Origin of the sequence: Candidatus Methylobacter favarea (assembly GCF_902806695.1) — a bacterium.
In the GTDB taxonomy this organism is placed as follows: domain Bacteria; phylum Pseudomonadota; class Gammaproteobacteria; order Methylococcales; family Methylomonadaceae; genus Methylobacter_B; species Methylobacter_B favarea.
Genome location: NZ_CADCXN010000041.1, coordinates 35,643 through 49,501, shown reverse-complemented (window position 1 = coordinate 49,501; position 13,859 = coordinate 35,643). Strand labels below are relative to the sequence as shown.

Genomic DNA, 13,859 nt, shown 5'->3' with positions numbered 1-13,859 from the left:
AAGATATTGGCTGATCGAAGAAATATAATCGTAGCGAGACGGATACTGTGGATAGCAAGCCGACTGAAATACTCAAAACCGTTTTTGGCTATGCCAGTTTTAGAGACCAGCAACGGGAAGTCATCGAGCAGCTGTTGGCGGGTCAGGATGCATTGGTATTAATGCCGACGGGAGGCGGCAAATCATTGTGCTATCAGATTCCGGCATTGATCAGGCCCGGTGTCGGTATAGTGATTTCTCCTTTGATAGCCTTAATGCAGGATCAGGTGAGCGCGCTGCTCCAGCTGGGCGTAAAAGCCGCCTTTCTCAACTCAACCTTAACGATGGAAGAGGTGCGGCAAACCGAGCAGATGCTGCTTGATGGCGAGCTGGATTTACTTTATATCGCCCCGGAAAGATTGACATCAGCCAGAACGTCAGCGTTGTTTGAACGCATACGGATTGCCTTGTTTGCAATTGATGAGGCGCATTGCGTATCTCAATGGGGGCATGATTTCAGGGTTGATTACTTGCAGCTTTCCATGCTGCATGAGCGGTTTCCTGAAGTTCCGCGCATCGCGCTGACGGCAACCGCGGACGATAAAACCCGGGAAGAAATTAAATTGCGCCTGGGCCTGGAACAGGCCAGGCTTTTTCTCAGCGGTTTTGACCGCCCCAATATCCGTTACCGTATTGTCCAGAAACAAAATGCCCGGCAACAATTGATTGATTTTATTAAGACTGAACATGGCGGCGATGCCGGCATCGTTTATTGTTTATCGCGTAAAAAAGTTGAAGCAACGGCTGAATGGCTGAAAACCAAAGGCATTAAGGCCTTGGCTTATCATGCAGGCATGACGGCTAATCTGCGGCAGAAGCATCAGCATCAGTTTTTAAAGGAAGAGGGTGTGGTGATTGTTGCCACCATTGCTTTTGGCATGGGCATAGATAAACCCAATGTCAGGTTTGTCGCTCACCTGGATTTGCCTAAAAGCGTTGAGGCTTATTATCAGGAAACCGGCCGGGCAGGGCGGGACGGGCTGGCCGCTAATGCCTGGATGGCTTACGGGCTGCAGGATGTCATCACGCTGCGGCAAATGCTGGCAGGTTCAAATGCCGATGAATCCCATAAGCGCATTGAATATCATAAACTGGACGCGATGCTGGCCTTGTGCGAGCAGGTTCATTGCCGGCGGCAAGCGTTATTAAACTATTTCGGCGACACTCTTGAACAGCCCTGCGGCAACTGCGATACCTGTCTGGAGCCGGTAGAGACGTGGGATGGAACCAAAGCCGCGCAACAGGCGTTATCCGGGATTTATCGTACCGGGCAACGCTTCGGCGTCAATTATTTAATTGATGTTTTACTGGGCAAGGCCACAGAGCGGGTTAAAAGTTTTGCCCATGATAAACAATCCACATTTGGCATCGGCATTGATCTGGACGACAAACAATGGTACTCGGTGTTCAGGCAACTGGTTGCGCGCGGCTTGGTGGCTGTGGACTTTGACCGTTTTGGCGCCTTGCAGCTGACCGAAGCGTGCCGGCCGATTCTGCGCGGCGAGCAGCAATTGATGCTGCGCAAGGACTTGCAGCCGCAGAAAATCAAAGCTAATAAAGGCGCCGGCAGGCAATTGGGCTCAGATAGGGACGCATTGCTCTGGAATGCCTTGCGCGCGAAACGCAGGGCGATAGCCGATGAACAGGATGTGCCGCCTTATGTTATTTTTCATGACGCCACCTTGATGGCAATGCTTGAAGCCAAGCCGGTAAATCACCAGCAAATGAGCCTGCTGTCCGGCATCGGTAAACGCAAACTGGACCTTTACGGCGATGAGTTTCTGTCTGTTATCAGCGACTTTCTCCATATTAACCCCAATGGTCCCATTGGCCTGTCCGATACCACGGCTGAATCAGTGGCCTTATTCAGGCTGGGATATACAGTAAAACAGATTGCCCGACAAAGAAATCTGCAAGAGACTACGATATACGGTCATTTGGCGCGCTACCTGGAGCAAGGGTTATTAGTGCTGACGGATGTTATTGACTTGCCGGAGCAGGACATCAGGAGAATACAGGAAGGCATTCTTGGTTTGCCTGAAGAGCAAAAAAACGCCCTCAAACCTGTTTACGAGCTGTTCGACGGCGTATACGGTTATGGCGTCTTGCGCTGTATCAAGGCGGCTTTGCAGCATCAAACCGCCTGATTACAGAATAGCTTTTACTTATCGCTGATAACAGATTTAGCCTGAAGATCAGCATGGTAAGACGACCTGACCATAGGCGCGCTGGCGACTTGTTTAAAGCCCAAAGTTTTTGCCAAAGCCCCGTATTCATCGAATTGCTCCGGCGTGATATAGCTTTTAACGGGTAAATGGGCTTTGCTGGGTTGCAGATATTGACCCAGTGTGAGCATGGAACAGCCGTGCTCCAGTAAATCCTTCATAACCTGGTGGACTTCTTCCGGCTGTTCGCCTATGCCGAGCATCAGGCCTGATTTAGTGGGCGTTTGCGGTTGTGCGTTTTTATAGCGCTGCAGCAAATCGAGCGATCCCAGGTAGTCTGCGCCTGGGCGCGCCTGTTTATAGAGCCGGGGCACGGTTTCCAGGTTATGGTTAAACACATCGCATGGCTGGGCGGCCAATAGTTCAATGGCTTTATCCATGCGCCCGCGGAAATCCGGAACCAGGATTTCTATTTTTGTAGCAGGCGTTTGCCGGCGTATTTCTCTTATGCAGTCGGCAAAATGCCCGGCTCCGCCATCTCTTAAATCGTCACGGTCAACGGAAGTAATGACGACATATTTTAATTCCAGGCCGTTAATGGCGTTGGCCAGGTTTTTGGGTTCATCTTTATCCAGCGCCAGGGGTTTGCCGTGCGCCACATCGCAGAAAGGACAGCGGCGCGTGCACAGATCCCCCATGATCATGAAGGTTGCCGTGCCATGCTGAAAACATTCGGCAAGATTAGGGCAGGCGGCTTCTTCACACACTGTATGCAGCTGGTGCTCGCGCAATAAATGTTTTATGCGGGTGATTTCATCGCTGGCCGATATTTTTACTCGTATCCAGTCGGGTTTGCGCAACGGCGTTAGCGTTGTTTCGACTTTTATGGGGATGCGGGCCAGTTTCTCAGCGTTACGCTGATGCGATTCGGGAGTGGAGCGGGAAGGGGCCTGATAGGTCATTTTTCTAGCGCCGTGGTGATAGCCTGAACAACCGGGATGGCAAGTTCAGAATTGCTGATGGTCACGCCCAGGTCTGCAAGGCCGGTGACTTCCAAGCCCGGATAGCCGCAGGTGTTGATATTATCGAAAGGACTCAGGTCCATATAATTGTTAAGGCTTAAGCCATGATAGCTGCAGTTTTTCCTGATTCTTATTCCGATTGAACCGATTTTTTTATCATTAACATACACGCCGGGCGCATCGGCTCTGGAAACGGCTGAAATGCCAAATCCTGCCAAAGCGATAATCATGGCTTGCTCCAGAATGGTAACTAATTGCCGGATTCCCAGCTTTAACCGTTTAATATCCAATAATATATAGATGATTAATTGCCCAGGGCCATGATAGGTAACCTGCCCACCCCGGTCCGAGTTAATGACAGGAATGACGCTGGAATTCAGCAGATGCTCACGTTTGCCATTTAAACCCAGAGTATAAACAGAAAAGTGCTCCACGATCCATATTTCATCAGCAGTTTCCTCATCACGCTCCTCAGTGAAACGCTGCATGTCCCGCCACACGGCTTCGTAGTCCTGAGTACCTAGATTACGGATGACTATTTGCATGGGCAAGGGAGAGCCGGGATAACGCCTTTAAAAGGCCCAACATCTCTACAAAGCCATTAATATGTCAGGATGGGCGCTTAAATCCTGATAAATGGCGTCGAGCTGCTGCCTGCTGGAGGCTTCTATCAAGATTGTGACGGCCGTGTAATTGCCATCCTTGCTGGAACGCATTGTAATAGCGCCTTCCTTAATATCAACGATATGACGGCGAACAATTTCTACGGCCACCAGGTCAGGTTCAGAGTCGGTTTTTCCCATTGCTTTAATGGCAAATTGACAGGGAAATTTTAACAGCGATTCCTTTTCACTCATAACAGAGAGCGTTTGTAAGCTTGAAAAAGCTCATGCATAGTGCGAAAAACAGGTCCGGGTTTGCCGTCTCCAACCTTTTTGGAGTCAAGTTCAACAACCGGGATGATTTCGCGGGTAGAGCTGGTTATCCATATTTCACTGGCGTTTTTTAATGCCTCAAAGGAAATGATATCTTCACTGCAAGGCAGCTTATTTGTTCGGGCAATTTCCAGTATGACATCGCGCGTAATGCCGGGCAAAATGCCACTGCCTTTGGGCGGGGTAAGCAATAGGCCGTCGATTACTGCAAATATATTACTGGCGGCGCCTTCGGTAACATAACCGTCTTTAACTAAAATGGCTTCAGCACAGCCTTTCTCTACCGCTTCCTGCCTGAGCAGGATATTGGCCAGAAGCGTGGTGGCTTTAACATTGCAAAGATCCCAGCGGCTGTCATCCAGGCTGATGGCTTTTACGCCCCACTCTTTGCCATCCAAAGGCACGATATTCGAGCACATGGCAAAGACGGTGGGCAGGGTATCTTCCGGAAAAGCATGATCTCTTTTCGGCGCAACCCCGCGCGTAATCTGTAGATAAATATATTGATCCAGACTGAAATCCAGTAACGGAGTCAAAATTTCCAGCCATTGCTCCCGGCTGTGCGGGTTGACTAAACGAATGGTGTTAAGACTGTTTTCAAGTCGCTCCATGTGTTCCTGAAAATGAAATAAATGGCCGGAATAGGAAGGAATGACTTCATAAACGCCATCGCCGAATAAAAAACCGCGATCCATGACCGATACCCTGGCTTTATCAAGCGGCAGATAAAGGCCGTTTAAATAAACTGTTTTATTTTCCATTTTGCTTATCCACTACCAGCAGAGCCTCATCATAGAGGCGCTGGAAAAGACTGCCTTTATCCACTGTTTTAAGCGCTATCAGGTCCTGATTAGCCAAAACCTCATCTTTTAAGGCTACATTAACGGAGCCGAGTTTTTGACCTTCTCTAACCGGAGCGGTAATATTTTTATCAATAGTAATGACGGCTTTCAGATCATTGTAATGGCGACGAGGGATAGTAACGAAAAGGTCTTCGGCTAGGCCCAGTTGCAGATTTTTACTGTCGCCTTTCCAAATCCTCGTTTCACTTAAGGAAGTTTTGCCTTGATAGAGCCGGTGCGTTTCAAAAAAACGAAAACCGTAGTTAAGCAGATTCTGATTTTCGTTGGCTCTGGCATTGACACTTTTTGTGCCCATGACGACTGAAATCAAACGCATATTGTCTCGCAGCGCAGAGGCAACCAGGCAATAGCCGGCATCATCGGTGAACCCGGTCTTAACGCCATCCACTGTTGCATCGCGCCAGAGCAGTTTGTTACGGTTTTGCTGAGTGATTTTGTTAAAGGTAAATTCTTTTTCTGAAAACCAGCGGTAATAATCGGGGAATTCTTTAATCAAGGCCCGGGTAAGAATAGCCAAATCGCGCGCAGTTGTGTAATGATCGGGATTGGGCAAGCCGTCGGCATTCAGGAAATGGCTATTCGTCATTCCGAGGCGTTTAGCATGCTGATTCATCATGTCGGCAAAAGTAAGCTCATTACCTGCCACATGCTCCGCCAGGGCGACGCTGGCATCGTTACCCGATTGAATGATTACGCCCTTCAGCAGATCTCCAACCTTGACCTGGTTATTGACTTCAATAAACATGCGCGAACCTGTTGTTTGCCAGGCTTTTTTGCTAATGGTGGCATTATCTTCCAGATGCAAATGGCCATTGCCAAGTTCCCTGAACACCACATAAACAGTCATTATCTTGGTAAGACTGGCGGGAGCAACTTTGGCATCGGCATTATTTTCGGCTAATACCTTGCCGGTGTTAAAGTCCAGCAATATATAGCTGATGGCGGCCACAAGGGGCGCCGGAGGCGTTAGAATTTCAGCATTATCGGAATTTGCCGGAGCGGCGGGAAACAGAAAAACAAAAAATAAAAAAAATTGAAAACGGCTAAAGTCTTTAAAAGATATCATGCTCTTGAAAATGGATACAGTAAAACATCATTTATTGTATCACGGCGTTCTGTATTTTTTTGGCTTCAGTAACAAATTGAGTTTCTGTTATGCCCAGTTTTGCCAATTGCCCATTCAGTTTAACTACGCTGTCGGTCGATTTTATGGGTCCCATTTGCACTTTATAGAGAGTGGACGCCTTATAGGTGGAAGATAAAATTTCAGGCTGAGGCAAATGATGGGAGGCAATTTTATTTTTTAATTTCAGCGCCTTTTTTTGACTGCCAAAGGTGCCAACTTGCAGATACACATTCTTTTTTTGCTTGGCTGCCGTTTTTTGTAATTGCGGCAGCGCCTGAGCTGGCGATAATGCCTTTATTTCTACAGACCCGGTCCCGTTTTTGTGAATATCCAGTTTTTTAGCCGCGGCGTAAGAAAGATCCATAACCCTGTTGCCGACAAACGGGCCGCGGTCGTTGATGCGCACGATAACGCTGCGCTGATTTTCCAGATTGGTTACTTGTGCATAAGAGGGAATAGGCAGCGTTTTATGAGCCGCCGTCATGGCGTACATATCAAATATTTCGCCAGTTGCGGTTTTTTTGCCGTGAAACCGGGGGCCGTACCAGGAAGCAATACCCTGTTTCAGATAGCGCGCGATGCGGGGGAAAAAATATTCCCGGGGAGCTTCTTCCTTATTTTGCTCGGCATGAATATCGTCAACCTGTCTGTTGGTTTGTAATATGGAATGCTGTCGAAGTTTGTGCCTGGATTTTACCGGAGGGGTGGAGGCTATGCTGTCCGGGGGCTGTTTGGAGATCGAGGTGGTTTTAATTTGCCCTGTGGTGCAACTGCACAGAACACAAAGGGAAAGGGCTGGTAGAAGTTTATTATTCATAAGGGGATGACCATCTTCTTATTGAAATGGCCTGGCTTAACTGATAAACAGCCAAAGCATACAAGGGGCTGTGGTTGTAGCGCGTAATTACATAAAAGTTTTCTAAAGCAGCCCATAGTTCTTCGCCTTGTTCTTGTTTAAAAGCCAGGAGTGTTACTTTAGTATTCAACGGTAATGGCTTTGATAAAAGGATTTGCAAGGATTGTAACTGAGGAATTGTTAAATTTGGCTTAAGATTGTTCTTTAAAGCGGCTTTATAGCTTTCGCCAACAGCCTTAACCGGAATGGCGACAGCTTGCCCTCGTTGCCATTGATGGCTGGCCAGGTAATTGGCAATACTGGCTATGACATCGCTGTTGTTATGCCAGATATCGCGGCGCCTATCGTTATCAAAATCAGCCGCATAGGTTCTGAAGCTGCTAGGCATGAATTGCGGCAGTCCCATCGCACCAGCGTAAGAGCCGGTCGGTTGCAGGGGATTAAGGTTTTCTTCGCGGCAGAGCAGTAAATAATTTTCCAGTTCGCCAAGAAAGAATTTACTGCGCGGGGGATAGGCAAAGGCAAGTGTAGAAAGGGCGTCGATGACGCGGTGGCTACCGGTTTTTTGCCCGTACCGCGTTTCAACGCCCAGGATAGCGACAATAATTTCGGCCGGGACCCCGTACTTTTGTTCCACAGCGGCTAATGACGGGGCGTTTTCCTGCCAGAATTTAACGCCTTCATGAATGCGGGATTCGGTCAGGAATATCCTGCGGTATTTGTACCAGGGCAGGCTTTCGGCAGGTGAAGAGATTCTTTTGATTATATCGTCTTTTATTTCAACGGATTTGAATAACTTATCAAGTTCGGATTTACTAAACCGATGCTTTGCCGCCATCTGGCTGATAAAGATATCGACGGGTTTAGTTCGCTTTATTTCAGGCGCACAGGAAATCGCAGTCAAACAGACGCCGCCCAGTATGATCTGAGCCAGGATGTATTTTAGTTTCATTAGTTGGGTAGAAATGTTCTATGGGTATGAATTGACATAAGAATACCGAAACCGGCCAGCAGCGTTACAATGGAGGTGCCGCCATAACTGATTAGCGGTAACGGCACGCCGACAACCGGCAGTATGCCAATGACCATGCCTATGTTGACGAAGACGTAGACAAAAAAGGTAAAGGCCAGGCTGCCGGCTAATAATCGGCTATAGGTATCCTGAGCCCGGGCCGCTATATACAGGCAGCGCCCGATAATAAGCAGGTACAAGCTCAATAGTCCCAGGCAGCCGAACAGGCCGAATTCCTCGGCAAACACGGCAAAAACAAAGTCGGTGGAACTTTCCGGTAAAAAATCCAGTTCGGATTGAGTGCTGCCCAGCCAGCCTTTGCCGTAAATCCCTCCCGAACCAATAGCAATTTTTGACTGAATGATATGATAACCGCGGCCTAACGGGTCAGCTTCAGGATTTAGTAAAGTCAGCACGCGATCGCGCTGATAACCGCGCATAAAATGCCAGAGTACAGGCGCCATTCCAGACAGCGCCGCGACAATTGCCAAGATGAACCGCCAGGAAAGACCGGCAAAAAACAGTACGCCTGCGCCTGAACTGGCTACCAGTAAAGCGGTGCCAAGATCCGGTTGCTTCGCTATCAACAGGGTGGGAATGATAGTAAGCAAACTGGCTATAAAAAGTTGTTTGGATTTGGGCGGCAAGGGATGCTCTGCCAGATACCAGGCAATCATCATGGGCGTAGTGATTTTGATCATTTCGGAAGGCTGAAAACGAAAAAAGCCTATATCCAGCCAGCGTTGTGCGCCTTTTCCTATCTGGCCCATGATCAGCACGGCAATAAGCAGAAAAATGCCTATGTTAAACAGCAGCGTCGAATAACGTTTGAACTGATGAGGGTCAATATGAGCCAATACAGCCATCAATACAAAAGCCAAGCCGATGCGCGCCGCCTGGCGTAGCAGTATGCCTGTTTCCTGACCGCCGGCGCTGTAAAGAATTATAAAACTCAACAGCGAAGTGAAAACCAGGCCGATAAATAAAGGGATATCTATATGCAGTTTTCTGAGAATATTGCCAAGCAGGGAAGGGGGCTGAAGTTGTTCGCGCCGGGTTTCAGTTTTCATTTTTTATCTCCTAAAAACTGCCTAATAACTTTTCCTGCTATAGGCGCTGCAACAGAGCCGCCATGACCGCCATTTTCTACAATAACGGCAACTGCGATTTTTGGATCATCCGCAGGCGCAAAAGAAATAAACAAAGCATGATCGCGCAATTTGAATTCAATGTCTTTTTCGTTATATTTTGCATCCTGCTTAATGTTAAAAACCTGGGCAGTACCCGTTTTACCAGCAATTTGATAAGGAATATCCTTGCTGATGCCCTTGGCCGTGCCTCGGGCACTATGGACAACATTGATCATGCCCTGGATAATATTATTGGCATTGACGGGGTTAAGCGGAATAGTTTTACCGTGGCTTTCAGGGCCCGGAGCGATAGAGTTCATCCTGACAATTTTATCGACCAGAAAAGGCGTAACAACATTGCCTTTATTGGCCAAAGTTGCCGTCGCTCTGGCAAGCTGTAATGGCGAAATCTGTAAAAATCCCTGGCCTATGCCTGTAATCACCGTTTCCCCCGGATACCAGGATTGATTCCGTTGATTCCGTTTCCATTCCCTCGACGGTAATAAACCGGACCTTTCTCCGACCAGATCAATACCTGATTTTTCTCCAAAGCCAAATTGCTGTAAAAAACTGTGGATACGGTCTATACCCAGCATTGATGCCAGCGTATAAAAATAGACATCGCAGGATTGGGTAATGGCTTCGGTTAAACTGACCGCGCCGTGTCCGCCTTTTTTCCAATCCCGATAGCGGTGACTGGCATTCGGCAACTGATAATATCCCGGACAGAAGAGTCTGTGCTGAACGCTTATGACATTATATTCAAGGCCGGCCAGAGCAATAAACGGCTTGATCGAAGAGCCAGGAGGATACAGCCCCCGTAGCGCTCGATTATATAAGGGCTGGTTATCCGAAGCCTGCAATGCCTGATAGTCATTATTGGTAATGCCGACTACAAAAGGGTTAGGGTCAAAGCCGGGGCGGCTGGCAAATACCAGCACGCCGCCGGTTTTAATTTCAATGGCGACTACCGCCCCATTGAAAGTATCCAAGGCATCATAAGCGGTTTTTTGTAAATCAATATCCAGGGTTAAATACAGATTTGCGCCCGGTTCCGTATCCACCTCGTTCAGAATGTTGATAGCGCGGGCCTGCACATTGGTTTCTATTTCAGCATAACCGGCTTTGCCATGCAGTTCAGTTTCATAAAAACCTTCTATGCCTATTTTGCCGACATGATTCGCGCCCCGATATTCTGCAATGGGCAAGGTTTTTAACTCGGCTTCGTTAATGCGGCCAACATAACCGACAACATGCGAGGCCAAGTCCTTATAGGGATAGTGCCGAACCAGACGCGCATGAATATCGACGCCGGGAAAATAAGGCCTGACCACGGCAAATTTTGCGACTTCCTCATCACTCATACTTATTAATAAAGGCGTGCTGGTGAAACGTTTTTGACGGATGCGTTGTTTATGGTATTGCTCGATTTTTTCATTCGGAATAGCTAGCAGATTTTGTAACCTGCGTAACGTATCGTCCATATTGCTGATTTGTTCCGGAATCAGCTCCAGGCTATAGGAGGGCAGGTTTTCGGCCAGAATCTTTCCGTGTCTGTCATAGATAATGCCGCGGGTCGGCTCCAGCGGTTCAATTTTAATGCTGTTCTCTTTTGCCAGTGTTGCATAATGTTCGTGACCGACAATTTGCAGATAAATTAGGCGAATAACCAGACCGGAAGTTAATAACAGTATAGTAATGAACGCGGCGGCAATACGATTGAGAAACAGACGGTTCTCTACCAAATTGTCTTTAATAGTGTAGATACGAGACATAACAGCCGGAAAACTGCCTGATTAATGGCGTCAAGCCAGACGGATAAAGCGCAAGACGGTATAGACCAAAGGCCAGCATAGCGTGCCGGTAAAAACCGGAAGCCAAAATGAGAGTGGCAGCTGTGAAGGATGCTGGATGTTTTTTATCCAGAACAACAATAGCTGGGAAAGTAACAGACAGAAAAAGATAAACAAGCCTTGCTGCACAATCGGAAATTGGCGCAAGCGTCTGTGCAGTTTGAGACAGATATAAATAACCAATGAATAAGCCAATGCGTATTGACCAAATAATCTGCCCGTCAATACATCAGTCAGCAAGCCAAATGTCCAGGCATGAAAGATACCGACGCGTTCCGGTAAGGCAAGCGTCCAGTAGATAAGGGCCAGGAGTACCCAGTCCGGGTTTAGAGCGGCAATGATTCCCGGCAACGGCGCAACTCTCAGGCACATTGTCAACGCTATAGTCAGTATAATGCGGCCCAAGCCGCAGGCCTTATTCATCGGGATGAGCCGCAGTCTCTGTTTCAATCATGGTCTGCTTTGAGATGAGCGGCACGGGTTTTGAATTGCTCCAGACTATCATCAGTTCTCTATTGCGATCCAGCATGGCTTTCGGGGTCGCGGTAATAAGCGCGAAAGATCTTTTCGGCTGAGGAGTGAAATCATCTACTATGCCCACCGGATAGCCCTGAGGGAAGGTGCCGCCTAAACCCGATGTTATTAATAAATCCCCGGGACGGATATCGGCATTATTGGGTAAAAAGGGTAAATTAAGCTGGTTCAGTTTGCCGCTGCCTACGGCTATAGTCAGTAAGCCATTGCGATTGACCTGTACCGGAATAGCATGATTCGGGTCGGTAATCAACATGATTTCAGAGCTGAAAGGCAATGCCCGAAACACCTGGCCGACTACGCCGTTTGCGTCAAGCACGGGTTGCTTGGGATGAACGCCAAAGCGAGTGCCCTTGTTGACCAGAACTATATTTTCATAAGGGGCCATATTGATTGATATTAATTCAGCTATCAGCACTTGCTCGCCGAGTTTAAAAGAATTTTCCAGCAGCGCCCGCAGGCGAATATTTTCTTTTTCCAGCGAAGCAAATTTCAGCAGCCGGATTTGGTGGATTAACTGTTCTTCGCGCAATCTCTTGTTTTCCTTTTTTAATGCCGAGTACGAAGTAACCGAATCGGCGGCATGTTCGCCTAATACCCTGGGCAAGTCGACCAGATATTTTAACGGGTCGATAAAAAAGGATAAGGTGGTGCGAACCGGATCCAATCGGGGGCTCCTGTATTCTGTTACCAGTAAAATAGTGGAAGCAATCACGGCCGCTAAAAGGCGGGTATTGAGTGATGGACCGGTGGCAAATAAAAGCTTTATAGGTAAATGCCTCGTATCAGTTAAAAGATGAAGTCATTGTGTAAATGGCCCGGTTACTGCCAGAATAAATGATTTAAAGGAGATTCCTGCTTATTCTAATGAAAAAGTTGATACACCTTTCTTGTCCAGCATTTCCAGAACCATGCCTCCGCCTCTGGCCACGCAGGTCAGCGGATCATCGGCAATAAATACCGGCAGACCGGTTTCTTCGGCTATCAGCCGATCAATATCTTTCAGCAAGGCGCCGCCACCGGTTAAATAGATACCGCGGTTCGCTACATCCGCGCCGAGTTCGGGCGGCGTTTGTTCCAGAGCTACTTTTACGGCGCCGACAATGCCGGATAAGGGTTCCTGCAAAGCTTCCAGAATTTCATTGCTGTTTAGGGCAAAACTGCGCGGTACGCCTTCGGCGAGATTGCGTCCTTTCACCTCTATCTCCCTGACTTCACTGCCCGGATAAGCTGTGCCGATTTCAAGCTTTATTTTTTCAGCAGTGGCTTCGCCAATTAATGTGCCATAGTTTCGGCGCACATAATTTATAATGGCATCGTCAAAGCGATCGCCGCCAATGCGCACAGAGTTTGAGTAAACAATTCCATTTATCGAAATAACTGCTACTTCCGATGTGCCGCCGCCAATATCCAGAACCATCGAGCCGCAAGCTTCATTTACAGGCAAGCCGGCGCCAATAGCAGCAGACATCGGCTCTTCAATCAAATAGACTTCACGGGCCCCGGCCATTGCCGCTGATTCCCTGATAGCGCGGCGTTCAACTTGCGTTGAACCGCACGGAACGCAGATTAAAATGCGCGGACTGGGCCGGAGCATTTTGCTTTGGTGGACTTTTTCGATAAAGAATCGCAGCATTCGCTCAGTCACTGCAAAATCCGCAATGACGCCGTCTTTAAGCGGACGTATTGCGGTGATGTTGCCGGGCGTGCGTCCCAGCATCAGTTTTGCATCGGTACCGACAGCCGCTATGGTTTTAGCTCCGCGAATTTTATCTTCCTTGATTGCAACTACCGATGGTTCATTGAGTACAATTCCCTGACCCGGAATATATATCAATGTATTAGCGGTTCCTAAGTCGATGGAGAGATCGTTGGAGAAAATGCCGCGAATTCTTTTGAACATCTTTACCTGTATCCTTTGAGGAATAAAAATAGCAGTACTTTATCAATCAAGCAGGTATTTGAGCAAGATATAAAGTATCATATCGATAATCATACAGTGTCACTGGCTTTTACGGAGTAAAAATGTTTTTAACGGCCGATGAGGTGAAGAAAATAGCGCATCTGGCGCGCTTGAAAATTAATGACCAGGATATTCATGGTTATGCCAAAGATTTATCGGACATGCTGAATTTGATGACACAAATGGGTGCTTTGAACACAGAGGGAATTAATCCGATGGCTCATCCGATGGATCAGGAACAAAGGCTTAGGCCCGATGAGGTCACTGAATGTGACAATCGGGAAAAATTTCAGGCGATAGCGCCGCAAGTCGAAGCGGGACTTTATCTGGTGCCGAAAGTTATAGATTGAAGGGAATACTC

Annotated in this window: 14 protein-coding genes; 2 read left to right on the top strand and 12 right to left on the bottom strand. The window is 47.8% G+C overall.

What is annotated here, in order from left to right:
- Positions 1-47 precede the first annotated feature (47 nt).
- Positions 48-2,186 (top strand): DNA helicase RecQ, encoded by a 2,139-nt coding sequence (gene recQ / locus HUX64_RS03415; protein WP_174624838.1) that lies wholly within the window; start codon positions 48-50, stop codon positions 2,184-2,186.
- 14 nt (positions 2,187-2,200) lie between these two features.
- On the opposite strand, the gene lipA is transcribed toward recQ, so the two are convergent.
- The 12 genes from lipA to HUX64_RS03355 form a co-directional block, all read right to left on the bottom strand.
- Positions 2,201-3,166 (bottom strand): lipoyl synthase, encoded by a 966-nt coding sequence (gene lipA, locus HUX64_RS03410; RefSeq protein ID WP_174624837.1) that lies wholly within the window; start codon positions 3,164-3,166, stop codon positions 2,201-2,203.
- Positions 3,163-3,771 carry a lipoyl(octanoyl) transferase LipB gene (lipB, locus tag HUX64_RS03405; protein ID WP_174624836.1) on the bottom strand — a complete coding sequence of 203 codons (609 nt, stop codon included), beginning with the start codon at positions 3,769-3,771 and terminating at the stop codon, positions 3,163-3,165. The genes lipA and lipB overlap by 4 nt, the downstream gene beginning before the upstream one ends.
- Positions 3,772-3,816: 45 nt before the next feature.
- A complete protein-coding gene (locus tag HUX64_RS03400; RefSeq protein WP_174624835.1) occupies positions 3,817-4,083 on the bottom strand; it encodes a YbeD family protein in 267 nt (88 codons plus the stop codon).
- Entirely contained in the window at positions 4,080-4,922 is an 843-nt protein-coding gene (locus tag HUX64_RS03395) for a D-amino acid aminotransferase (RefSeq protein ID WP_174624834.1), read from the bottom strand. The genes HUX64_RS03400 and HUX64_RS03395 overlap by 4 nt, the downstream gene beginning before the upstream one ends.
- Complete coding sequence (locus tag HUX64_RS03390; RefSeq protein ID WP_174624833.1) at positions 4,912-6,090, bottom strand: D-alanyl-D-alanine carboxypeptidase family protein; 1,179 nt, start codon at positions 6,088-6,090, stop codon at positions 4,912-4,914. Before HUX64_RS03390 ends, HUX64_RS03395 begins: the two co-directional genes overlap by 11 nt.
- A gap of 31 nt (positions 6,091-6,121) precedes the next feature.
- On the bottom strand, positions 6,122-6,967 hold the full coding sequence (locus HUX64_RS03385; RefSeq protein ID WP_174624832.1) for a septal ring lytic transglycosylase RlpA family protein: 846 nt from the start codon (positions 6,965-6,967) through the stop codon (positions 6,122-6,124).
- The gene (gene mltB / locus HUX64_RS03380) at positions 6,960-7,958 is read right to left on the bottom strand and encodes a lytic murein transglycosylase B (protein ID WP_174624831.1); all 999 of its coding nucleotides are present in this window, start codon (positions 7,956-7,958) and stop codon (positions 6,960-6,962) included. Before mltB ends, HUX64_RS03385 begins: the two co-directional genes overlap by 8 nt.
- Positions 7,958-9,088 carry a rod shape-determining protein RodA gene (rodA, locus tag HUX64_RS03375; protein ID WP_174624830.1) on the bottom strand — a complete coding sequence of 377 codons (1,131 nt, stop codon included), beginning with the start codon at positions 9,086-9,088 and terminating at the stop codon, positions 7,958-7,960. The genes mltB and rodA overlap by 1 nt, the downstream gene beginning before the upstream one ends.
- Entirely contained in the window at positions 9,085-10,923 is a 1,839-nt protein-coding gene (gene mrdA / locus HUX64_RS03370; RefSeq protein ID WP_174624829.1) for a penicillin-binding protein 2, read from the bottom strand. The genes rodA and mrdA overlap by 4 nt, the downstream gene beginning before the upstream one ends.
- Positions 10,924-10,953: 30 nt before the next feature.
- Entirely contained in the window at positions 10,954-11,424 is a 471-nt protein-coding gene (mreD, locus tag HUX64_RS03365; RefSeq protein WP_174624828.1) for a rod shape-determining protein MreD, read from the bottom strand.
- Positions 11,417-12,304, bottom strand: coding sequence for a rod shape-determining protein MreC (mreC, locus tag HUX64_RS03360; RefSeq protein WP_174624854.1), 888 nt, complete (start codon positions 12,302-12,304; stop codon positions 11,417-11,419). Before mreC ends, mreD begins: the two co-directional genes overlap by 8 nt.
- A 90-nt stretch (positions 12,305-12,394) precedes the next feature.
- The gene (locus tag HUX64_RS03355) at positions 12,395-13,438 is read right to left on the bottom strand and encodes a rod shape-determining protein (protein ID WP_174624827.1); all 1,044 of its coding nucleotides are present in this window, start codon (positions 13,436-13,438) and stop codon (positions 12,395-12,397) included.
- 122 nt (positions 13,439-13,560) lie between these two features.
- Here HUX64_RS03355 and gatC point away from each other — a divergent pair, with 122 nt between their 5' ends.
- Positions 13,561-13,848, top strand: coding sequence for an Asp-tRNA(Asn)/Glu-tRNA(Gln) amidotransferase subunit GatC (gatC, locus tag HUX64_RS03350; RefSeq protein ID WP_174624826.1), 288 nt, complete (start codon positions 13,561-13,563; stop codon positions 13,846-13,848).
- Positions 13,849-13,859 lie beyond the last annotated feature (11 nt).

Excerpts from the sequence above, each read along its gene's own strand:
- lipA (WP_174624837.1), bottom strand. The coding sequence starts at position 3,166 with ATGACCTATCAGGCCCCTTCCCGCTCCACTCCCGAATCGCATCAGCGT.
- HUX64_RS03395 (WP_174624834.1), bottom strand. The coding sequence starts at position 4,922 with ATGGAAAATAAAACAGTTTATTTAAACGGCCTTTATCTGCCGCTTGAT.
- rodA (WP_174624830.1), bottom strand. The coding sequence starts at position 9,088 with ATGAAAACTGAAACCCGGCGCGAACAACTTCAGCCCCCTTCCCTGCTT.
- gatC (WP_174624826.1), top strand. The coding sequence starts at position 13,561 with ATGTTTTTAACGGCCGATGAGGTGAAGAAAATAGCGCATCTGGCGCGC.
- lipB (WP_174624836.1), bottom strand. The coding sequence starts at position 3,771 with ATGCAAATAGTCATCCGTAATCTAGGTACTCAGGACTACGAAGCCGTG.
- HUX64_RS03390 (WP_174624833.1), bottom strand. The coding sequence starts at position 6,090 with ATGATATCTTTTAAAGACTTTAGCCGTTTTCAATTTTTTTTATTTTTT.
- HUX64_RS03355 (WP_174624827.1), bottom strand. The coding sequence starts at position 13,438 with ATGTTCAAAAGAATTCGCGGCATTTTCTCCAACGATCTCTCCATCGAC.
- HUX64_RS03400 (WP_174624835.1), bottom strand. The coding sequence starts at position 4,083 with ATGAGTGAAAAGGAATCGCTGTTAAAATTTCCCTGTCAATTTGCCATT.
- HUX64_RS03385 (WP_174624832.1), bottom strand. The coding sequence starts at position 6,967 with ATGAATAATAAACTTCTACCAGCCCTTTCCCTTTGTGTTCTGTGCAGT.
- mreD (WP_174624828.1), bottom strand. The coding sequence starts at position 11,424 with ATGAATAAGGCCTGCGGCTTGGGCCGCATTATACTGACTATAGCGTTG.
- mltB (WP_174624831.1), bottom strand. The coding sequence starts at position 7,958 with ATGAAACTAAAATACATCCTGGCTCAGATCATACTGGGCGGCGTCTGT.
- mrdA (WP_174624829.1), bottom strand. The coding sequence starts at position 10,923 with ATGTCTCGTATCTACACTATTAAAGACAATTTGGTAGAGAACCGTCTG.